The sequence below is a fragment of the Mesorhizobium sp. LNHC232B00 genome (assembly GCF_000502435.1).
GTDB lineage: Bacteria > Pseudomonadota > Alphaproteobacteria > Rhizobiales > Rhizobiaceae > Mesorhizobium > Mesorhizobium opportunistum.
The window spans coordinates 150637-171421 of sequence record NZ_AYWP01000019.1 but is presented as its reverse complement, the minus strand read 5'-3'; the positions used below and the strand labels follow the sequence as shown (position 1 = coordinate 171421).

At 60.8% G+C, this 20785-nt stretch carries 17 protein-coding genes; 4 read left to right on the top strand and 13 right to left on the bottom strand.

Annotation, left to right across the window (positions count from 1 at the left end; translation table 11 throughout):
• Positions 1-1764: an adenylate/guanylate cyclase domain-containing protein gene (locus X743_RS147450; protein WP_031258071.1), complete on the top strand. Its 1764-nt coding sequence runs from the start codon at positions 1-3 to the stop codon at positions 1762-1764.
• A gap of 22 nt (positions 1765-1786) precedes the next feature.
• On the opposite strand, the gene X743_RS147455 is transcribed toward X743_RS147450, so the two are convergent.
• From X743_RS147455 to X743_RS147465, 3 genes are all read right to left on the bottom strand, one after another.
• Positions 1787-3166, bottom strand: coding sequence for a hypothetical protein (locus X743_RS147455; protein WP_023767402.1), 1380 nt, complete (start codon positions 3164-3166; stop codon positions 1787-1789).
• Between the two features lie 196 nt (positions 3167-3362).
• Entirely contained in the window at positions 3363-3887 is a 525-nt protein-coding gene (locus X743_RS147460) for a GNAT family N-acetyltransferase (RefSeq protein ID WP_031258070.1), read from the bottom strand.
• Between the two features lie 73 nt (positions 3888-3960).
• Positions 3961-4785 (bottom strand): hypothetical protein, encoded by an 825-nt coding sequence (locus tag X743_RS147465; RefSeq protein WP_023767400.1) that lies wholly within the window; start codon positions 4783-4785, stop codon positions 3961-3963.
• 205 nt (positions 4786-4990) lie between these two features.
• On the opposite strand from X743_RS147465, the gene X743_RS147470 reads away from it, so the two are divergent.
• The gene (locus X743_RS147470; protein WP_023767399.1) at positions 4991-6406 is read left to right on the top strand and encodes an adenylate/guanylate cyclase domain-containing protein; all 1416 of its coding nucleotides are present in this window, start codon (positions 4991-4993) and stop codon (positions 6404-6406) included.
• A gap of 125 nt (positions 6407-6531) precedes the next feature.
• Here X743_RS147470 and X743_RS147475 read toward each other — a convergent pair whose 3' ends face one another.
• The 8 genes from X743_RS147475 to X743_RS147510 form a co-directional block, all read right to left on the bottom strand.
• Positions 6532-7011 (bottom strand): class I SAM-dependent methyltransferase, encoded by a 480-nt coding sequence (locus X743_RS147475; protein WP_023767398.1) that lies wholly within the window; start codon positions 7009-7011, stop codon positions 6532-6534.
• Between the two features lie 174 nt (positions 7012-7185).
• Positions 7186-8367, bottom strand: coding sequence for an ABC transporter permease (locus X743_RS147480; protein ID WP_023767397.1), 1182 nt, complete (start codon positions 8365-8367; stop codon positions 7186-7188).
• A complete protein-coding gene (locus X743_RS147485; RefSeq protein WP_023767396.1) occupies positions 8364-9362 on the bottom strand; it encodes an ABC transporter permease in 999 nt (332 codons plus the stop codon). The genes X743_RS147480 and X743_RS147485 overlap by 4 nt, the downstream gene beginning before the upstream one ends.
• Positions 9363-9364: 2 nt before the next feature.
• Entirely contained in the window at positions 9365-11263 is a 1899-nt protein-coding gene (locus X743_RS147490; RefSeq protein WP_023767395.1) for an ABC transporter substrate-binding protein, read from the bottom strand.
• Entirely contained in the window at positions 11260-13155 is a 1896-nt protein-coding gene (locus X743_RS147495) for an ABC transporter ATP-binding protein (protein WP_031258068.1), read from the bottom strand. The genes X743_RS147490 and X743_RS147495 overlap by 4 nt, the downstream gene beginning before the upstream one ends.
• 155 nt (positions 13156-13310) lie before the next feature.
• Positions 13311-14651: an adenylate/guanylate cyclase domain-containing protein gene (locus X743_RS147500; protein WP_031258066.1), complete on the bottom strand. Its 1341-nt coding sequence runs from the start codon at positions 14649-14651 to the stop codon at positions 13311-13313.
• 236 nt (positions 14652-14887) lie between these two features.
• Positions 14888-16234: a nucleotide sugar dehydrogenase gene (locus X743_RS147505; RefSeq protein ID WP_023767392.1), complete on the bottom strand. Its 1347-nt coding sequence runs from the start codon at positions 16232-16234 to the stop codon at positions 14888-14890.
• Between the two features lie 111 nt (positions 16235-16345).
• Positions 16346-17506 carry a DUF3095 domain-containing protein gene (locus X743_RS147510; protein ID WP_032923296.1) on the bottom strand — a complete coding sequence of 387 codons (1161 nt, stop codon included), beginning with the start codon at positions 17504-17506 and terminating at the stop codon, positions 16346-16348.
• A 93-nt stretch (positions 17507-17599) separates the two neighbouring features.
• Between X743_RS147510 and X743_RS147515 the strand changes: the two genes are divergently transcribed.
• Complete coding sequence (locus X743_RS147515) at positions 17600-18688, top strand: glycosyltransferase family 4 protein (protein ID WP_023767390.1); 1089 nt, start codon at positions 17600-17602, stop codon at positions 18686-18688.
• Positions 18685-19461 (top strand): polysaccharide deacetylase family protein, encoded by a 777-nt coding sequence (locus X743_RS147520; RefSeq protein WP_023767389.1) that lies wholly within the window; start codon positions 18685-18687, stop codon positions 19459-19461. The genes X743_RS147515 and X743_RS147520 overlap by 4 nt, the downstream gene beginning before the upstream one ends.
• Positions 19462-19476: 15 nt before the next feature.
• Here X743_RS147520 and X743_RS147525 read toward each other — a convergent pair whose 3' ends face one another.
• Both X743_RS147525 and X743_RS147530 read right to left on the bottom strand, forming a co-directional pair.
• Entirely contained in the window at positions 19477-20331 is an 855-nt protein-coding gene (locus tag X743_RS147525; protein WP_023767388.1) for an MBL fold metallo-hydrolase, read from the bottom strand.
• 7 nt (positions 20332-20338) lie between these two features.
• The gene (locus X743_RS147530; protein ID WP_023767387.1) at positions 20339-20785 is read right to left on the bottom strand and encodes a cyclic nucleotide-binding domain-containing protein; all 447 of its coding nucleotides are present in this window, start codon (positions 20783-20785) and stop codon (positions 20339-20341) included.

Below are 20785 nucleotides of genomic sequence, written 5' to 3'. Positions count from 1 at the left end.
TTGAGCGAGAATCGTAAGCTAGCCGCAATTCTAGCTGCGGATGTGGTCGGATATAGCCGGCTCGCGAGCGCGGACGAAGATCGTACATTGGCGAGGTTGCGGGCACTGCGCAGCGACCTGATCGATCCGATCATCGCAGTGCACCACGGCCGGGTGATCAAGCGCACTGGCGATGGGGCGCTGGTTGAGTTCCGCAGTGTGGTGGATGCCGTGCGATGCGCCATAGAGGTTCAGAATGGTATGGTTGAGCGCAATGCCGGCGTGCCGCAAGACCGCCGTATCGAGTTCAGGATCGGCATCCATCTGGGAGATGTGGTCGAAGAAAGCGACGGCGACCTGATGGGCGACGGCGTCAACATCGCCTCGCGTTTGGAGGGACTCGCGGCGGCCGGCGCCATCTGCCTGTCCGAGGATGCCTATCGCCAGGTCAAGGCCAGGCTCGACCTCTCCGTCAGCGATCTCGGCAGCACACAGCTCAAGAACATCGCCGAGCCGATCCGGGTCTATTCGCTCCAAGTTGGCAGCGCCGGGACCGCCATCCCGGAAAGCGCAACTAGCCGGCCGGCTGCGGCAGTGCCGCCGAAGCTGTCGATCGCCGTGCTGCCGTTCGCCAACATGAGCGGTGACGCCGAACAGGACTACTTCGCCGACGGCATCTCCGAGGATATCATCACGGCCCTGTCCAAACTGTCGCAGCTCTTCGTCATCGCACGCAATTCGTCGTTCACCTTCAAGGGCCAGAACGTCGGTGTGCAGGAGGTGGGCACGAAACTCGGCGTGCGGTATGTTCTTGAGGGTAGCGTACGCAAGTCGGGGAACCGGGTCCGCATCACCGCGCAGCTCATCGACGCAACCTCGGGCGGCCATCTTTGGGCGGAGCGGTTCGATCGCGACCTGACCGACATATTCGCCGTGCAGGACGACGTGACGCAACAGATCGTCGGCGCGCTGGCGCTTAATCTGACCGCGGGTGATCGGCAGCGGCTGGCTACCGAGCACCCGCGCAACACGGAGGCGTATGACTATTTCCTGCGGGGCAGGGAGCTGTGGCACCGGCTGACGAGGGAGACGAACGTCGCGGCTCGCGACCTCTTGCAACGTGCCATCGAACTTGACGCGAAATTTGCCTCTGCCCACGCATTCCTGGCCCTTACCCACGGCATCGATTACCTGAACCGGTGGGGTGCGTCGCCCCCGGAATCGATGACGCAAGCGGAAGAGGCCGCAACGCGAGCGGTAATGCTGGATGGCAGCGATCCCTGGGCGCACTGGGCGCTTGCTATTGTCAAGCTGTACACACGGCGACACGATGGGGCCATCGACGAGGCCGAGCGCGCGCTAGTCCTCAATCCGAACTTCGCCGAAGCGCACGTTGCCCTCGGCGAGGCGTTGTACTATTCCGGCAGATCCGAAGACGCCGTCGAGAGTTTTGCCCGGGGGAAAACCTTGAATCCATATTTCCCGGATGTGCTTCTCCACTTTCAGGCTTTGGCCTTGTTTCAACTTGGAAGGTACGAAGAGGCCGCTGACCTCTTGATGCAACGGCTGGCTCGCAACGCTGTCACCGACGTCTCGCGGGCGCTTCTGGCCGCCAGCTACGGCCATCTGGGCCGTTTCGCCGAGGCCCAGGCGGCATGGCAGGAGGTGCTTCGCGTCAATCCTGACTATTCGCTGGAATACCGTCGCAAAGTCCTGCCCTACAAGAACCCTGCCGATTTCGAACTCATGGTGGAGGGGCTCCGCAAGGCCGGTATAGAGCAATGACAGGTGAGACCATGCGGCGGGATCAGACGCTGTAGGCTTGGCCGATCTTGCGCCATCGCGCGTTTTCGCGAATCAGTTTCAGGTTGTCGGTGGCCTCGGCAAATGTCCGCGAACGGTATTGCCGGAGCAGGTCCGCGAAGAGCGCCCCTTCCGGCAGGCCGGCAAGCTGCTCGCGGACCGAAATCTTTTCATCGATGACCCGGGTGCCCCAAGCATTTTCCCTTACCTGCAGCTCCGCAGCCAGATCACGCTCTTCCGATGCGGTTTCGTCCAACGCAGCTAGGAGGATCGAGTGGAAAAGCGCTACATAGCCAATCTGTCTCAGGCCGCCGACAACCCGCACCCGCGGCAAGATGGCGAGAACCAGGAACGTCAGGAACAAATTCGGCAGCAGCACGCCGTCCAGCAGCGCCTGCCTAAGATGTGGCCGCTCGAACGGGATGGAAAGACCATGCGGCTTGTCAGGCTCGATCAGCTTCCCGTTCTCAAGAACGAGCTTGCGCACGCGCTCCTCGCGGATGCCCCAGAAATAGTCCGTGGCATTGGGGAGGAACCTGCCGAATGGACCCGATGCCGCCTCTTGCAAGGCATGTTCGAGGCGCCGGCGTCTTGCGGGTTCGATGAGCAGCCTGGAAAGAAGGCTGCCGTCATGTCGTAGATGCCGCGCCACGGCAGCCGCGGCGAGCCGATCATCGATGAAAACCGGCAGAGCCATGCCGGAGCGATCCCAATTGGCGACCAGATCGTCGTTCAGCGCTATTATGGCATCGGCGGCGGTTCCAAAGACCTTATCCTGGTGAGCAAGCAGTGTACCTAGCCAGCGGCTGGCATCCGTTTCATCGCCCACCGCTTCGAGCGCGCGCTTGTTGAGGGAGACGGGACCGGCCGCGCAGGCGCTTTTGCGGCACAGCTTGTGGCGCCCCATGCCAAACAGGTTGACCTTGTCGTCCCCGACATGGAGCCATCCGGGCCCCTCCCGGCCAATTGTCTCCATGGTCATCGTCGTTCCCATGAAGCCGACGAAGGCTGACAGCTCGTTTTCGACCGCGCCGAGCCAGGCAAACAGGAGGGAATCGAAGGTGATCCGATCCATCAGAAGCAGGCAGTGCAGACCGGACTGGATCACCGGTCTGTACTCGAAATCATCGAGGGCCTTGCCGATCTCCTCAGGCTGCATAGTTACACCGAGGCGCTGATGCAGGACTTCGCGCAGCATCGAGCGGGCAGCGATCGCCGGGACCGATACGGGCCTTGCCACCGGGCGCCACAGATGGCGGGCGTAGTCGGAAACCGGCGCATTCCAGTTCTGCTCGATGTCACGCACGACTTCCGGGCAGAGCAGCGACAGCACAGCCAGAATTTCCGCCGGAGGCGCAGGGGTTGGATCACAGACGTCGGTCATCGGTCCCGTCTAACCGCTTGCGGGGCAAACGCCAAGTGAGAGCGGATCCGGCACGAATTGTCTACGTCAACGCCATAAACTGGGTCGTGAGAGATGATGCAATGAGCCTCAGATGCGTGTTGTCGCTGTCCCGGCACTCCGAGGATACCTGCTGTCGACCGCGCTCGCGTCGCCGGCACGTTGATAAAAGCGGATCTTAGAACCGCAGCCGGGCCATGCTCAGGAGGTCGTGGTACTGCCCGTCGGTAAAACCGGCTTTCACATGCCGTCCCTCGACCTCGAAGCCGTGGCTTGTGTAGAGGCGGATGGCCGGTTCGTTGTCGGCATAGACGCTCAATTCGACCCGCTTCAGGGCGCGCCAGTTGTCGGCCACGTCAAGCAGCGCGCCAAGTATGGCCGAGCCGATGCCCCTGCCGACAAAGCCATCATCAAGGCCGATATTGATTTCGCCGATATGCGAACGGCGCGGCGAACCCTGCGCGACCAGGCTGCCATGGCCGACGACCTTGCCGTCCAGCTCGGCAACGATCCAGGTGGTTTCCTGGCCGGACTTGGCGATGCGCCGCTCAACCTGCTCCACCATCTCGAACGGCATCCTGAGCGTGCCCCAGCGAAAGCCTGGCATGTTGAAGATGGCGCAAAGCGCCTCGGCATCGCCTGGCCGGACGGCCCGGAGCTGCGGCTGGATTTTCTCCACTGATGGTGAGGTCGTGCTGGTCATGGCTTTCCTGGCGATGCAATCGGCCCTACACGATGCACCGGACGTCACCTGAAAATCCAGCCGTCTCTGCCGCCTATGCTGTCGATTGCGAACCAAAATACCGAGAGGCGGTGTAGAGTTTTAAGGCGCCGCTGATGCCGATCCAGCCGAAAAGGGCGAGCCAGCTCCATGTAGCGGCCGCCGTCCAGTCGATCCGGTGCACCGCGCCGTCGGTGATGACGAGGCCAAGGATGGAAAGCAGGCCGACCAGAAATTGCGCCAAGCCTAGCACCAGCAATTCTTCGCGCGGCGCGCTTTTCCAAATAAGGTAGGTGCCGCCAGCTCCGGCGAGGAAGATGGCGCTGTAGACCTGGGCGTGAAAGGGATCGACCGTCCATGGCCAGGTGCTGCTGACCATAGCGGGAAACAGCAACATGCCCAAGCCATAGAGCCCAAGGACCGCCGTTTCCGCCAACATGTAGCTGCGCCATGCCGGGCTCGGGGTCACGCCATTTGCTGACTGACGGGCCCTGGCCCGCCACAGGAACAGCCCCGATATCGCGACCGAACCAAGATAGACCAGAAACCAGAGCCAGGCCGCTTTTCGCTCGAAGTTGAAATAGCCGAGATTGACCAACGAAACCGCCGACACTATGAGGGTGAAGATGAACGCCATTACCAGCACGAGCCTGCCCGGCGACCAGCGATTCCAGAATAAGAGCGCCGCCATCACTGCCATTTCGGCGGTGTAGAAGCCGCCGAGAAAGCGGGCACTGAACGGCGTGACGGGCCAGGGCCAGCGCGGCTTGACCAGCGCAGGCGCGAAAAACAGGCCGGCGCCGACGATGAGGACGATAATGACCCCTGCCGAGAAAAGCCGTAGCGCCGCGGGAAGTGGCGGGTTGTCGGATGTCGGCACGGGAGAATGCCCCAAAGATGAATGCCCCATGCACCCACCCTAGCGCCCCTTGCGGCCGGTGAAAATCCGCCGCATGCAAATTGAGCTGTCATCAGATCTATCCATTCGAATGGCCGTGCGATCCCTTTCGACGTAAGATGGGGTGCGCGGACCGAAGCCCGGTCCGGCCAATACGCCTCGGGGCGCATTTTCCGGAGCCTGCACGATGACCGAAGCTCAGGATCTGTTCTCACTTCTGCGGCAATCGACCGATGTCGATCCGCAGGCAATCGATGCGATCCGGCGAACCATCGCCGAGGGCAAGGACCGCGAGCTTTGCCGCATCAATGCGCTGGCCTTCGCCAGCAAGAATGGCGTCGACGAGGAACGCACCATCAGCGCCTTTCTGCATGCGGCGCGGGTGGGCATCTTCGACATCTCCTGGAATGTTCTGTGCCCCGGCTGCGGCGGCGTGCTCGACACCAACGCCACGCTGAAAACCATGCAGAAGGACGAATACACCTGCGCGCTGTGCTCCGAGGGCTATTCGCCAACCCTCGACGAGATGGTCGAGGTGACATTCACCGTCAGTCCACGCATACGCAAGATTGCCGCCCACACTCCACACGAACTGCCGTTGGTGGAATATTTCCGCCAGATCTACTTAGCGTCCGGCGCCGATCTGCCGGAAGAAGATTTGGCGGAGAAGATGGAAGCGTTCGCGCTGGAGGATATCGAGCTTGCGCCCGGTGAAAAGGCGGTTCTGCCCATACAGCTTCCGCCTGAATTCGTCATCGTGTTCGAGCCGGTCACGCATTCAGCGCAGTTCATCGATGCTAAGGGCGAACCAACAAAGGAGCGCCGAAGCCTCTCCTTGGTTTTCGACCGCGACCATGTCCAGAACCAGACGTTGGAGATGCAACCAGGCCCTTTGCGCATTTCCCTGGAAAACAGGACCGACACCCGCGTGCTGCCGACGGTCTTCATCGCAGGCCACGCATTGCATGATTTCCTGGGCAAGCGCCGGCCCTTCCTGACTGCCAAGCGCTTGCTCACCAACCAGACGTTTCGCGATCTCTATCGCACGGACACGCTCGATATCAACCAGCGGCTGAAGATCACCAGTCTGACCTTCCTGTTCACCGACCTGCGCGGATCGACCGAGCTTTACGAGCGGGTGGGCGATCTGTCAGCCTTCGATCTGGTGCGCGAGCATTTCCAGGTGCTGCACGAGATCGTCGCGGCCGAGGCGGGCGCGGTGGTGAAGACGATCGGCGATGCGGTGATGGCGACCTTCGCGACACCTGATCGTGCGGTGGCCGCGGCCCTCAGGATGCGCGATGCTATGCGTGGGCTCAATGAAAAAAGCGGCCGCGAGGATCTGCTGCTCAAGATCGGAGTCCATGCCGGCCCTTGCATCGCCGTGTCCATGAACGAGCGGCAGGACTATTTTGGCCAGACGGTCAACATTGCTTCACGGGTCCAGAACCTCGCCAACGCACAGGCGATCTTCGCCACCCGCGCGGTGGTCGACGACAATCTCACCGCCGATCTGTTGCGCAGGAACGCGCTGACGCCCGTGCCTCACGAAGTCTCGCTGCGCGGCATTGAGCGGGAGATCGCGGTATATACAATCCCCTGAGGAATTTCAGAGCAATTCTCCTGGACAAGCGTGAAATGGTTTCCGGGAGAATGGCTACGCTTTCGCTTGGCAATTGCGTTAAAACAAGAAGCTGGAGCAGCGTTCCGTGAAGCGCTCTCGGCTGCTCACAAGCGCTTGCAGAGGAAATAACGATCGGCAGGCTCCGACGTCGGCGCCGGAAGGCGCTGCAGCAGCGGGTGATCGAGCGGCGTGCCACTGACCGCGAAGCCGCCAACGCGAAGCAGGCTCGCAATCAGATCGGGAAGCCAGGTAGCGGTCACTGCATCGCGATCATCATAACCCGTGCCGATGTCGGCATGAACAAGGGCGGCTTCGATGCCGATGAACTTGCGGCCCGTTTCCCGTATTTCGCCGAGCACGAGGTTTTCAGCTTCGGGAATCGAGCTGGCGTGTGCGCCGACTTCGCGGTCAAACACCACGATCCGGCGCCCGGGCAGGCGTTCGCGCAGATGGTGGAACGTCCGGCCATTGCCGAGGCCAAGCTCGAGCACCAGCCCTTCCATCTTCGCCACCTCGGGGCAGACGTAATCGAGAATGTCACGCTGTGCGGTCATCCTGCTGATGAAATTCTCGAGACGACTCATATGCTTTGTGTGTCCTCAACCAGATCAAGAGATCGGTAATGCCCGCGATTAAACCCCGATCGCGCCTCGCCGCATATAGAGGCCGACGATGGACACTGCAACCACCAAACAGGCTGCCGACGAGGGTCGTACCGGGTAGACTTGGCGGCCCGGCGGGCGTCGGAATAGGCGATGTCATTTGTATGGGTCTGCCGCGTCGCGCAAGCCGTCGCCAAGGAAGTTGAACGCCAAGATGACAAGAACAACGGGCAACATCGGCAAAAGCAGCCATGGATAGAACGCGATCACGCTGACGCTGCGCGCCTCGGTTAGCAGGATGCCCCAACTGGTTGTCGGTGGCCTCAGGCCCAGCCCAAGGAAGCTCAGCGCCGTCTCGCCCAGGATCATGCCGGGTATGGAGATCGTCGCCGTCGCGATCAAATGCGACATGAAGCCGGGAATGAGGTGCCGCCGGATAATGCGGCTGCTGCTGGCGCCCATCAATTGCGCGGCCAGAACGTAGTCCTCCTCGCGTAAAGCCAGAAGCTTTGAACGCACGGCCCGCGCCAGCCCGGTCCAGTGGAGCAGCCCGAGGATGACGGTGATGCCGAAATAGATCAGGATTGGACTCCAGGTTATCGGCATGATCGCCGCCAGAGCCAGCCATAGCGGAATGCTGGGGATCGATTGCAGAACTTCGATTATCCGTTGAACGATCAGGTCGAAGATACCGCCGTGATACCCAGCCAGTCCGCCTATGACAATGCCGAGCAGGAAGCTGAAACTGATGCCGACAAGGCCGATTGTCAGTGAAATGCGTGCGCCATAGATGATACGCGAGAGCACATCGCGCCCCAGCCTGTCAGTGCCGGCCAGAAAGAGCTGGCCGTTTTCGGCAGGACAGAAGAAATGCCTGTCACCTTCGACGAGGCCCCAGAACCGGTAACTGTCGCCCTTGCAGAAGAAGCGAATCCGCTGAACATCATCCGGTTCGTCGATATAGTTGCGCTTGAGTGTGTCCATATCCAGCGTCATCTGGCGACCATAGACGAATGGCCCGATAAGCTGGCCGTTGTGGAACAGGTGTACCCGCTGCGGCGGCGAATAGATGTAGTCCATGTTGCGCGTGTGCAGATTGTAGGGCGCCAGGAATTCGCAGATCAGTATCCCGAAATAGAGCGCTGCCAGAAATATGCCGGATGCAAGGGCAAGCCGGTGCCGGCGGAATTTCCACCACATCAGCCGCAACTGCGACGCCTGAAAGACCTTCGACTGCTCCGCCGTCATCGCCTCGACAGATTGCAGGTCAAAGGGCGCGATGGAAACATAGTGTTGCAGTGGGGCACCCGGAGCGGGCAGGGGCGATTGCTTGTTCATTTGGTGCTGCCGCCCTGCAAGCGAATTCGTGGATCAAGCAGCGCCAGCGCCAGGTCGGAAATCAGAACACCGATCACGGTCAGAAAGGCAAGAAACATCAGGAAAGACCCTGCCAAATACATATCCTGGCTTTGCAGCGCTCTGATCAGCATCGGCCCCGTCGTTTCCAAAGACAGCACTATCGCGGTGATTTCGGCACCGGAGATGATGGCCGGCAGGATAGAGCCGATGTCGGAAATGAAGAAATTTAGCGCCATGCGCAGCGGATATTTGACGAGCGCCCTGAAGGGATGAAGGCCTTTGGCGCGCGCGGTCACGACATATTGCTTGTGAAGCTCATCGAGCAGATTGGCGCGCAGCCGCCGGATCATGCTTGCCGTGCCACCGGTGCCGATGATCAAGACCGGGATCCACAGATGGGCGAGGATGGACTTCGCCTTGGCCCAGCTCATCGGCTCACTGAGATATTGCGGGTCCATGAGATGACCGATGGAGGTGCCGAACCAGATGTTGGCGAAATACATCAGGATCAGCGCCAGCATGAAATTCGGAATGGCCAAGCCGAGAAGCCCGAACAGAGTAAGGCCGTAGTCGCCCCAACTGTATTGATGTGTGGCGGAGTACATGCCGATCGGAAAGGCGATGAGCCAGGTGAAGATGATCGTGACGAAGGAAACCAGCACGGTCAGCCACATTCGGTCCCCGACGACGTCGCGAACCGGCAGCTCATATTCGAAGGAATAGCCGAAATCGCCGTGCAGCATCCCGCCGACCCAGTAGAAGTAACGAATGACCGGCGGCTGGTCGAAACCATATTCCTTGCGCATCATTTGGATGCGGTCGGAATCTACCGCTTCGCCCTGGGCCCGAAGCTCGGAAACATAGCTGTCGAAGTAGTCGCCTGGGGGAAGCTCGATGATCGTGAACACCAGCGCCGATATGATCAGCAGCGTTGGTACCATCACAGCGATGCGCCAGACAATATATCGAAACACGCTCAGGACTCTCCAAGCCAGAATGTATCGGGCATGTAGACACCGAAATAGGCGGTCGGGTCATAGCCGTAGAGCGCCTTGTCAGGCAGATTGCGCAGCCGTGAGGACGCCAGAACCGGCTGATGCGTTCCATTCACCGTGCCGATCGAAAACACCTGATCGGTATAGATCGACAGCATTGAATTCCAGATCTCGGCGCGCTCCGCGGCCTCGGTCGATGCGTTCCAGCGCTTGAGCAGAGCCATCAACTCGACCACAGGCGGAAGATCGGGCGCCTCACCGAGCGTGCCACGAGACAGGTAGTGAGCGCCCCACAGCGGCCATTGCAGCTGGTCGTCGATGGTGGGGGCCAACTGGTACGGATTCATGTCGGAGGTCGGCACGCCATTGTCGATGCCCGACCACATTGACATCATGATCTGGCCGCCAAGCGCGCGGCTGCGGAAGATGTCGCGCTGCGACGTCCGGACGAATAGGGCGATGCCGATCTGGCGCCAGTGATCGGTGATGAGTTCGAGTGCGTCGGTTTCCAGCGTGCTTTCGCCGGCCGTTTCCACTATGATCTGCGCCGGGCGTCCATCGGGAAGTACACGCAGGCCATCATCGTCGCGTTTTTGAAGCCCGACCTCGTCGAGCAGCGCGTTGGCTTGGTCGGGATCATGGGCGACCCAGGCCTTCGCGAATTCCGGCCGGTAGAGCGGGCTCTCCGGCAGAACCGTATCGGCACTTTCCCGCGCTAATCCGTAGAATACAGCCAAATTGATCTCCCGCCTGTCCACAGCGAGGGAAAGGGCGCGGCGCACGCGCACGTCACGAAAAAGGCTACGCCATACCTGGTCGGCACAATTCAGATTGGGCAGCAGCGCCAGCCGGGAACCCTGTGTGCGTTTCCAGAGATGCATCTTCACCGGGTAACGCTTCTCCGTATCCTTCAGGAACGAGTAATCAGCGAAGTCGATGCCCATGCTTTGCAGGTCGCTCTCACCCGCACCGGTCTTGGCGGAAATGATCGCCGACGAGCTGACATTCAAGACAAACTGGTCAACATAGGGCAACTGCCTGCCATTCTCGTCTATTCTATGAAAGAACGGGTTTCGCTCGAAGATGAACTGCTCAGCCGGCGGCTTGGTCCGGTTCTGCCAGGGATCGAGCGTCGGCAACTCCGGGTTCTCCGGGCGATACTGCCGCGACATGCGGATATGCAGGAGCGTCCATTTCTGGACCCGGTTCTCCGTCATTAGGCCGGCGAGCCGGAACGGATCTTGGTATTTCTTGTGGAACTGCTTGAGATAGGCGGCTGGCAGAACAAGCGATAGCGGCGAGGCAGCAGCGAGCTTGGGCAGGAAGTCGGGATTTGGCGCCTCCCAACTGTAGCGGACCGTCAACGGGTCGACGATCTCGAAGCGTGGCGGCTTGCCATCTGCCATCAGGCCCGGAGCAAGCCCGCCTGGCGAAAGCTCATCGTTCAGCCAGACATCTTCCCAGCAATAGCGGAAATCTTCCGACGTCAACAGGCTGCCGTCAGACCATTTATGTCCTTCCCGCATCTTGAATGTGAAGACACGATCATGCGCTACGTCGAAACTTTCGAGGATGTCGGGTTGCATGTTAAGCTTTTCGTCATAGCCGACCAGGCGAGCATACCCATAGATCGTCATTATCCGGATATCTTTCTGGCTGCCGATGATCGTGCGCAGCGTGCCGCCATACTGGCCGGGCTGCCGGCCCATCGCAGCCAGATTCAACACGCGCGGATTCTTGGGCAGGCGTTCGGCGAGTGCCGGCAGCGCCCTGGCCTTCAGCTGCGGCTGAAGAAACTCCGGCTCCAGATCGCCTGCGCGTAACGTGCCCGGCACAAATGCCGAAGCCATGAGCCCAAGGACGGTGCGCCGGCTGATCAAGGCCGTAGCTCGCTGACATGGGCCGAACGTCGGGCCAGCACGAGGTGGCCGCCGCCAAGGTCGAGCGGCGACAGCACATCCTCGTCGCCCTCGTCGCGGAATTGGGGTCCCCATGCGCTCCTGTCGGAAGCACCGCTGAGCTTCAGCGTCTTGAAATCCATCGGCCTGTCGAGATCGGGAAACGGCACTGCGGCGACCAGTGAGCGCGTGTAGGGATGGACCGGTTTCCTGAGCAGAATTTCGCGCGGCGCAAGCTCGACGATACGCCCGCCGCACATCACCGCGATGCGGTCCGCCATGTAGTCCACCACAGCGAGGTTGTGGGAGATGAATAGGTAAGTCAGGCCCAGTTCCTTCTGCAGGTCCTTCAGGAGGTTCAGAATCTGCGCCTGGACAGAGACATCGAGCGCCGAAACCGGCTCGTCGCAGATCAGCAGTTCAGGCCCCAGCGCCAACGCGCGCGCGATGCCGATACGCTGCCGCTGCCCACCGGAGAAACTGTGCGGATAACGCTTGATGAAGCGCGGATCGAGCCCGATTGCTTGCATAAGGCTCTTCACGGTGGCTAGTCGGGACGCGGCATTGCCTCGTTGATGGATTTCCAACGGCTCGCTCAAGATGTTCTCCACCGTCATGCGAGGTGAAAGCGATGAAACCGGATCCTGAAAGACCATCTGGATTTTCGCGCGCAGCAGGCGCAGGGCGCCTCTGTCGCCTCCCAACACATCGATCGGTCCATCGCGGCCATTGAAAAGCACAGAGCCGCCGTTAGGCGTGACAGCTCGCATGAGCATCTTGCTGACGGTGGTTTTGCCGGAGCCGCTTTCGCCGACCAGACCCAGGCACTCACCCCGCATGATATCGAAGCTCACGCCGTCCACGGCGCGAACAGGCGTTTGATGATCGCCGCCGAACCATCCCGACTTGCGGATGGTGAAGGTTTTTGTCAGATCCCTGACCGATAGCAGGATGTCGTGCGGCCCCTTCGATGCCGGCGCCGTCTGTTTGCCAAGCAGGTTCTCGACATTCACCGGCACCTCGCGCAGCGCCTTTAGCCGTTCACCAGGCTTCAGGTCGAAATGCGGAACGGCTGCCATAAGGCCCTTCAGGTAAGGGTGACCTGGCCGGCGGAATATCGCCTCGACAGGTCCCGCTTCCATGATCTCGCCATGATAAATGACGACCACCTCGTCGGCGACATTCGCGACCACGCCCAGATCGTGGGTGATCAGCAGCATCGCCATATTCAGCTTGCTCTGAAGCTCGCGCAACAATTGCAGGATTTGCGCCTGGATGGTGACGTCCAACGCCGTCGTCGGCTCGTCGGCGATCAACAGGGCGGGCCGGCAGATAAGCGCCATGGCGATCATGGCGCGCTGACGCAATCCTCCCGAAAGTTCAAACGGATACATGTCATAGGCGCGCTTGGGATCGGGAAAGCCGACGAGGCTGAGCATTTCCTCGGTCCGCGCCCTGCGCTCTGCCCGAGGCATGGGCGTGTGGATCTGCAGCGATTCGCTGACCTGGTTGCCGATCGTGTGCAGCGGCGAAAGCGATGTCATCGGCTCCTGAAAGATCTTGCCGATGCGGCTGCCTCTCAACGCCCGGATTTCGGGTCCATCGCGCGGCATCTGCAGGATATCCTGTGTCGTGCCGGGCTTTTCAGGATCGGAAAATAGGATACGGCCACGAACATGGGCTGTGTTCGGCAAAATGCCCATCACTGCCTGGCTGAGAACTGATTTTCCGGAACCGGACTCGCCGACAAGCGCGGTAACCTTGCCGGGAAGGACGCGAAAATTTGCCCGCCTGACGGCATGCAAGGGTCCCCCGATAATGGCAAAAGAGATGCCAACATCTTCGACCCGCAGTAGATCAACGCCCGAATTCATGCTTACACCGGCCCAGTTTGCCGGCCTGCCGGGCGGCAGACCAGAAAGCGAGACTAGCGTATTGCAGGCTTAGAGCAACTTGGATTCGAAACGGTTGCCGGTGGCGAATCGGGCGACCGGACTTCAACAAGGCGTTCGGATCAGATTGGGGCGGGCTACTGGAGCTTCCTCGGGTCGCCCGGCGACAGCCGTGCGGCATCGCGATGAAGCAGCATGACCTGCTCTGCCTCCGATCTCCGGTCGTAGATCGCCTCCAGCGCACCCTCTTCATCGAGTGCGAGAGCGCCCGACAGATCGGGTGAAAGCACCGTCAGCTTCTGCTTGAGCCCCGCCAGTTCCTCGCTGCCGAGCGTCAGCCAGCTGTTGGCGCCGCAATAGCTCGCGAAGTCCTTGCTGGCGAGAACGCGGTGCGGGTATTTCTTGGTCAGGGTCTGGAGACGCTGGACCTCGTTTACAGCCGAGCCAAACACAGAGAATGTGAGCCGGTCGGTAAGCCCGACATTGCCGAACATCACGTTGCCGACATGCAGGCCGATGCCAAATTTTATGTCGGACAACCCTTTTTCCTTTCTTCGCAGATTGAGCTCCATCATGCGCGCGGTGGCCTTGTGCGCTGCCGCCAGAGCCGCCTGGCAGGCGATCTCGGACTGCGAGCGATGCCTTTCGCAAGGATAGACGGCAATGAAGCCATCCCCTATGAAACTCATGATCTGCCCGCCTTTGCGATTGAAAGGTGCAGCAATGGCGTCGAAAAACTGGTTCAGCGTGTCGATGTAGATTTCGCGGCCCGAAGTTTCGGCAAGCCGTGTCGACCCGCGCATATCGGCCATGACCAGTGCGGCCCGGATTGTGTCGCCCTCGCCGCGCTTGATCTGGCCGTCCAGCACGCGTCTGCCGGCGTCGCCGCCGAGATAAGTGGTCATCATGTTGTCGGCCAGCTTGGTAAGCACCGCCATTTTGGTTGCGATGGCGAGATGGTTTTGGATACGCAGCAGCGCCGAAATCATGCTGTCGCTGAAACCTGAGGCACTGTCGGTCGACCAGGACCCGATCATGCCCTGACTGGTATTGCCGTTGAAGGGATGGACGAAAGCCATGTAATCGGTCACGCCCATAAGCCTGAGTTCATCGAAGACAGGAAATTCCGAGGGGACCGACGGGTCGAGACGACGCCGCAGATGGTCGAGCTTGTTGCTGAGCAGATGGTAGTATGGGCTGGTCAGGAACCTGTCGGAATGAACGCCGTCCTTTTTGCGGAAGCCTTCCACTTCCATGCCCTGGCCGCGAAGCCAGGTGAAGCCAAGCGCGTCATAGAGCGGATGAAGCATCGAAAAGCTCAAATGCACCCGCTTCAGCGGCAGGCCGGCAGCAGCCAGCCGCTCGCAAAACCCCTTTACCAATGTTTCCAGCTCGTCGCCCGCCAGCGCCGACTGAGTAAGCCAGTCGGCAACCTTATCCATGAGAATTGTGGAAATTTCTGCTCGCGCCATGCTCATACCACCTCGAACCCGTCGACTTCGATCCGCCATAACACAGTCCGCCAGAGACCCAAAGATACCCCAGGTCAACGGTCGCGTGCGGCGGCAAAGGCGAAGGAATTCCCGAATGACTGTCGTTGCAACCAAGGAACAGGCTTAACCGCATTCATGCCTTGCGGCTTTATGTGGCGAAGCTGCGGCCGGAGTGCAATCACGTTCCTGACATTCGCAAAAAGTTGCCGGCTGGGGCGCTGTCAGGCCTTCACCACCGTCTCTCGGAGCAGCCCGAGACGCCCAAAAACATTGCGTGTGTCGACGATCAGAAGGGCATGATCGGCAATGGCCTGATAGTCGATCGCGTCATGGTCGGTTGCAACGACGACAGCATCGAAACCCTTCACCGCCGCCTCGGTCAACTCGACCGAACGGCGCCCCCTGATGGCCATATGCTCTCGTGTGGTCGGGATCTCGGGAACATGCGGATCGTGGAATTCCGCCTTGCCGCCCCATTCCTCGATGAGTTCGATGAGCCGCAATGAGGGGCTTTCGCGGATGTCGGGCACATTCTTCTTGTAGGCGAGCCCGATGATGAGAATGCGCGAGCGGCTGAGCGCCTTGCCGCAGCGCCGGTCCAGCGCTTTGGCAAGTTCATCGACCACGTGACGCGGCATAGCCGTGTTGATCTCTGCCGCCAGCTCGATGAAGCGGGTCGGCAGTTCATATTCGCGCGCCTTCCACGTCAGGTAGAAGGGATCGATTGGAACGCAGTGCCCGCCCAATCCGGGGCCAGGATAAAAAGGCATGTAGCCGAAGGGCTTGCTCTTGGCCGCCTCGACCACCTCCCAGATGTCGATTCCCATCGCGCCGAGCACAACCTTCAATTCGTTGACGAGGGCTATGTTGACTGAACGGAAGATATTTTCCGTCAGCTTGACTGCCTCGGCGGTCGCCGTGCTGGAAACCGGAACGACGGTTTTGACCACCCCTTGGTAGAAGGCCTGCACGAGCGTCGCCGCTTCAACGCCGTCACCTGCCACGACCTTGGGGATCGTCGCGACTTCAAAGTTGCGGTTGCCGGGATCCTCGCGTTCGGGCGAGAAGCCAAGAAAGAAGTCTGTCTTCGACCGCAAGCCGGTTTTTTCCAGTATGGGCTTGATTACATCGTCGGTGGTGCCGGGATAGGTGGTAGATTCCAGCACGACGAGGTGGCCGAGACGCAGATGCTTTGCGATGATGCCAGTCGTGTTCCTGACAAAGGAGAGGTCCGGCTCACGGTTTTTCGTCAGCGGTGTCGGAACGCAGATGATGATGATGTCGCAGGTTGACAGTTCGGCAAAATCCGCCGTGGCGCGGAACCGTCCACTCGCCACGTGGCCGGCAAGGGCAGTCGACGTCACCGCCTCAATGTAGGATTGGCCGCTGTTCAGGCTCTCGACCTTCTGGGCTTCGATGTCGAAACCGAAAACGGGGAAGCCGGCGCGTGCGACCGCAATTGCCAGCGGCAACCCCACATAGCCCAATCCGATCACGCCGACTTGCGCGGCCTGGGTCGAGATACGGTTCAGCAGACGGTCATATGCCGAAGATCGTGAAGCGTCCAAATCTGCTTTCCCGTTAATTGGGACAGGCTGGCCGGTGCCATGCGCGGCTTACCAGTCCCACAGAACCATGGCCGAGGCATATTGCGGAAAGTGGATTCTCGCAAGCTGTCATCAGACCGGCAACTTTGCCTTCAGGTTCGCGGCAGCCATCGCATAGCCGCCGGCGGCACCATCTATGAAATGAACGTGATCGCGGTGCAGCGGCGAGGCGACGAGGCATGTCATCAACGCCGATTTCTGGCGGTGCAGGCCATAGTTGCAGACGCCCGCCTCTTCCGCCTGTTTCAGCCGGTTCTCTATCCGTTGCAACACATCAGCGTCAACGTCGATGGTCATCTTCAAGCCGTCGTCGAATTTCCGGAAATCCGAATTGCTGGCCACGTCGCGTTTGTAGATCTTCGGATCGAAACTGCCGATGGTCCAGCCATATCTATCGGTGACGGCCGTAAGCGCCATCAGGAACACTATCCACAGCTTCGACAGCCACCGCCGTCCCACCGGCGCCGTGGCCCGCGCCTCGATATCGAGGCCGGCGGGCAGCAAGCTGTAACTCGGCCCGTTCACCGGCACCGGGTGGCCATCGCGTTCCTGTCTGCCGGCAATGGCGATGATGTCGGATGCCAGAAACTGAAAACCGCGCAGATCTCGCGACGAACCCGGAGTGGCTATGATCGAGACGATTTCGCCATGACGGGTTTCGATCGGGTTCCAGCGGCAGGACAGGCCGGTCAGATCCGGCCGTGCGCCGGCCGGAGCAGGATCGATGCGGTAGCGCCCCGCTTTCATCTCGGCTTCCGCCCAACTGCCGCCACCGCCGGCGAACATGGTATAGAAGACCGCATCGGATGCTTGGAACCTTGCCACGCGAACGTCGAGGCCTTGCGCTCGAATATCCTTTATCGGCACGATTGCGGCACGCAGGGTTAGGTCCAGTTCGTCCGCCACCCATCTCTGGACAGCCGCCAGCGCCTTGCGGGTGGGCTCCATCGCCGAGCCGGGAAAGGCGACGAGCGCCCCGTCGCCGCCGAAGACAAAGGGAAGGTCTTGCCGACCCAGCGCGTTGAGGAGGGCCGAAATGACGCTGGCGCCGGCCATATTGACCGTTTTGTAGCGTCCCGTCTCGATCGCCTTGGTCGAGCCGACAATGTCGGCGGTGGCCAGCGCCCAACCATCGGGGAGGGGCCGATAGTTGTCGATGTCGGCAACGCTTTCGAATTTTGCGAAGGCGGGCAGAGAAGCGACAAACGGGTCCGAGGCGGCAGCTGTTTCCATGAGCATCAGATAGCACATTCCACTGATTGGAGGTGCAGTCGATGATGCTTGGAAATTTGACTTGCGCATGCTTTCCGATGATAGGGTCGCGCAATGCGAATTGCCTTCTACGCGCCGCTGAAGTCGCCCAATCATCCCGTTGTCTCCGGCGATCGCCAGATGGCACGGATGCTGGTCCAGGCGCTGCAGCATGGCGGGCATAGCGTCGAACTGGCATCGGAGTTGCGCTTCTATCTACGCCAGCCGGAGCCGAAAAGTTTCGATGCGCTCAAGATCGAGGCCGCAGACGAAGCCGCGAGACTGACAAGGCTTTGGGACCGTGACGGCAAGCCCGATCTCTGGTTCTCCTATCATCCCTACTACAAGGCGCCCGACCTGATCGGGCCCGCGCTGGCTTCGGCCTTTGCTGTCCCCTATGTGACGGCGGAAGCCTCCTATTCCAGGCGACGCAACGCCGGCTTGTGGGCCGACAGCCAGGCGCTGGTGGCCCGAGCCATCGAACAGGCGGCACTGAACATCTGCTTCACCCAAAGGGATCGTCAGGGACTGGCGGATGCCATTCCTGGCGCAGCTTTCGGCATGCTTTCACCCTTCATCGACACATCGGCATTCCACGAAATGCCGGCACCGGATTATCCGACGCGCCTCGTCACCGTCGCTATGATGCGCCCGGGCGACAAGGTCTTGAGCTATCGCATGCTGGCGCAAGCGCTCGGGTCGATCGGCCACCTGCCCTGGACCCTGTCGGTCGTCGGCGACGGACCTGCCCGTGACGAGGTCAAGGCGCAATTCGCCGGCTTGTCCGCCGACCGTATCGAATGGCTTGGCGCGATTGAGCCGGCCGCCGTGCGGGATGTCCTCTATACCAAGGGAATCTACGTCTGGCCGGGTTACGGCGAGGCCTATGGCGTTGCCTATCTTGAAGCACAGGCCGCCGGCCTTCCGGTGGTGGCTCAGGACATTGCCGGCGTGCCGGAGGTCGTGCGGGATGGCCAGACCGGGTTTCTCACCCCGCCGCGAGATGTGGCGGCGTTCGCTTCCGCCATTGAAAGGCTTCTGGCCGGCGCCGACGAAAGAACCATCATGGCTGCACAAGCCAGACGTTTCGTTCTCGAAGAACGCTCCCTCGGTGGCGCGGCGGCGCGTCTGGCCGAACTTCTCAAGAAGATCCCGGTGTCATGACATCCGACCCGATCTGGCAGCCCCTGGTGGAGGAGCTGGCGCGTCGGCAACGGGCGGGCCGCAAGGCGGAGTTCTGGCTGCGCGACGATGACGCCGTGGATCCGACGCTGGCGCTCGATCGGTTGCTCGACCTCACCGGTGACTTCGCGGTTTCGGTCACCCTGGCCGTCATTCCGGCCCTGACCAACGAGAAGCTTGTCGTCCGGCTTGACCAGGCGCCGCATGCCACCGTTGCCGTCCATGGCTGGGCGCACCGAAATCATGCCCCCGAGGGCGAGAAGAAGCAGGAGCTCGGCGCGCATCGGCCACGCGAGGTGGTGCTCGACGACCTGGGTCGGGGGCTGTCGCGCGTAACCGGCCTGCACGCCGCACGTGCCGTTCCGATGCTGGTGCCACCCTGGAACAGGATCGACGCCGGCGTGGTATCCGATCTTGGATCGACAGGATTTACGGCATTGTCGGTCTTCGGGCCGCCGAAGCCGGCTGCCCTGGCGGTTATCAACAGCAATGTCGACATCATGGATTGGCATGGCACGCGCGGCTGCCGCGATCATGGCCTGTTGGTTCAGGCCATCGTCGCGCAATTGCAGCGTGCATTCGACGGCGGCGAACCGGTCGGCCTGCTCACCCACCACCTCGTCCATGATGAATCGGCCTGGCTTTTCCTCGAACGGTTGTTCGAGATCACCACACGGACCGAAGCCTGCGCATGGCTTCCGATCAAGACATTGATCGGGCGCGGCGCCGCTAAAGCTGTTCCAGGAAAAGGGTAGGCGGAGGAATGTACCTCAGCGCTTTTTGTGCACCGAGACTGGAAATTTGAGCGTCTGGCCATCCCGTGCGGCAAAAGCGCCGGCAAACCTGTCTTTGGCCAGTCTCTCCATCCCGTCCAGCTCATCGTCGGTGCGTGACGGATCGTGGTGAAACAGCGCAAGTCCGCGCGCACCGGCAGCTTCACAGAGCTTGACGCCCTGTTGCCACGTCGAGTGCCCGTTACCGCGGTAGCGCTCCATTTCCTCCTCGGTGTAGGTGCAATCGTAGATGACGAGGTCGGCATCTTCGATCAGCTGAAGCACCGCCTGGTCGAGTTCGCCCGGCTCGTGCTCGGTGTCCGTGATCACCGCTACGACGCGGCCGCCCCATTCGACCCGGTAGCCTATGCAGCCACCCGGATGGGTAAGACTACCGGTTCGCACCACCACCCCTTCGCGCGGACGAAGCACGTCGCCGGATGCGAAATCGCGGCAGTCGAGGCTCGCCCTGCAGACACCGAGTGTCACCGGAAACCATGGCGGCCGAATGAATTCATCGACCATCTGCCGCGTCGTCATGCGTCCAGCGAGATGCCCGGACCAAAGCGTAACTTTGATGCCCCGTTCATACATAGGCTTGAAAGCCGGCAGCCCGATGATGTGATCGTAGTGGCAATGAGTGAAAAACAGATCGAAATCGGTCACGCCCGACGCCCGAAGCGCCTTGCCGGCGGGCCGCAGGCCGGAGCCCGCGTCGAACAGAAGCGTATGCTCGCCGCACCGCATCTCGATGCAGATCGTGTTGCCGCCATAGCGAGCGAATTCTGGCCCCGACACCGCGATGCTGCCGCGTACGCCCCAAAACCTGACCAGGAAAATGTCGTCGTCCATGTACGCCCTAGGCGGTTCGCGCGTCGATCAGGTCCGCGGTCGTACTGCTTAGCCGCTCGGCCAGCACCCGCAATATCTCGATGGTCATTTCCGGAAACTCCTTCATAAGCCTCAGGAAATGGTCCTTGCGAATTCTCAAGGCTTCCAATTGGCTTGCTGCCCTGACGGTGGCCGTGCGGGAGCTGTTGCACAATATGGCGATCTCGCCAACGATCGAATTTGGCATCAATTCGGCGACTTTTATCGGTCCGTTGTCGGAATCGACCAGAATATCCGCCCTGCCTGAAAGGATGACATAGGCGGCGTCCGCCTCGTCGCCCTGCCGGAAAAGGATCTCGCCGGCACCGTAATTCACGCGATCGGATGTGAACGCGAGCAGCTTGAGCTTTGCCGGCTCGATGCCGGAGAACAAGGGAACGCGTTGCAGCATTCCAACTTCATCCTTGAGCAGCAT

Coding starts and splice junctions, on each gene's coding strand:
- X743_RS147460 (WP_031258070.1), bottom strand. CDS start 3,887: ATGACCAGCACGACCTCACCATCAGTGGAGAAAATCCAGCCGCAGCTC.
- X743_RS147525 (WP_023767388.1), bottom strand. CDS start 20,331: ATGGACGACGACATTTTCCTGGTCAGGTTTTGGGGCGTACGCGGCAGC.
- X743_RS147480 (WP_023767397.1), bottom strand. CDS start 8,367: ATGAACAAGCAATCGCCCCTGCCCGCTCCGGGTGCCCCACTGCAACAC.
- X743_RS147475 (WP_023767398.1), bottom strand. CDS start 7,011: ATGAGTCGTCTCGAGAATTTCATCAGCAGGATGACCGCACAGCGTGAC.
- X743_RS147500 (WP_031258066.1), bottom strand. CDS start 14,651: ATGAGCATGGCGCGAGCAGAAATTTCCACAATTCTCATGGATAAGGTT.
- X743_RS147510 (WP_032923296.1), bottom strand. CDS start 17,506: ATGGAAACAGCTGCCGCCTCGGACCCGTTTGTCGCTTCTCTGCCCGCC.
- X743_RS147455 (WP_023767402.1), bottom strand. CDS start 3,166: ATGACCGACGTCTGTGATCCAACCCCTGCGCCTCCGGCGGAAATTCTG.
- X743_RS147495 (WP_031258068.1), bottom strand. CDS start 13,155: ATGAATTCGGGCGTTGATCTACTGCGGGTCGAAGATGTTGGCATCTCT.
- X743_RS147515 (WP_023767390.1), top strand. CDS start 17,600: ATGCGAATTGCCTTCTACGCGCCGCTGAAGTCGCCCAATCATCCCGTT.
- X743_RS147470 (WP_023767399.1), top strand. CDS start 4,991: ATGACCGAAGCTCAGGATCTGTTCTCACTTCTGCGGCAATCGACCGAT.
- X743_RS147520 (WP_023767389.1), top strand. CDS start 18,685: ATGACATCCGACCCGATCTGGCAGCCCCTGGTGGAGGAGCTGGCGCGT.
- X743_RS147530 (WP_023767387.1), bottom strand. CDS start 20,785: ATGCTGCTCAAGGATGAAGTTGGAATGCTGCAACGCGTTCCCTTGTTC.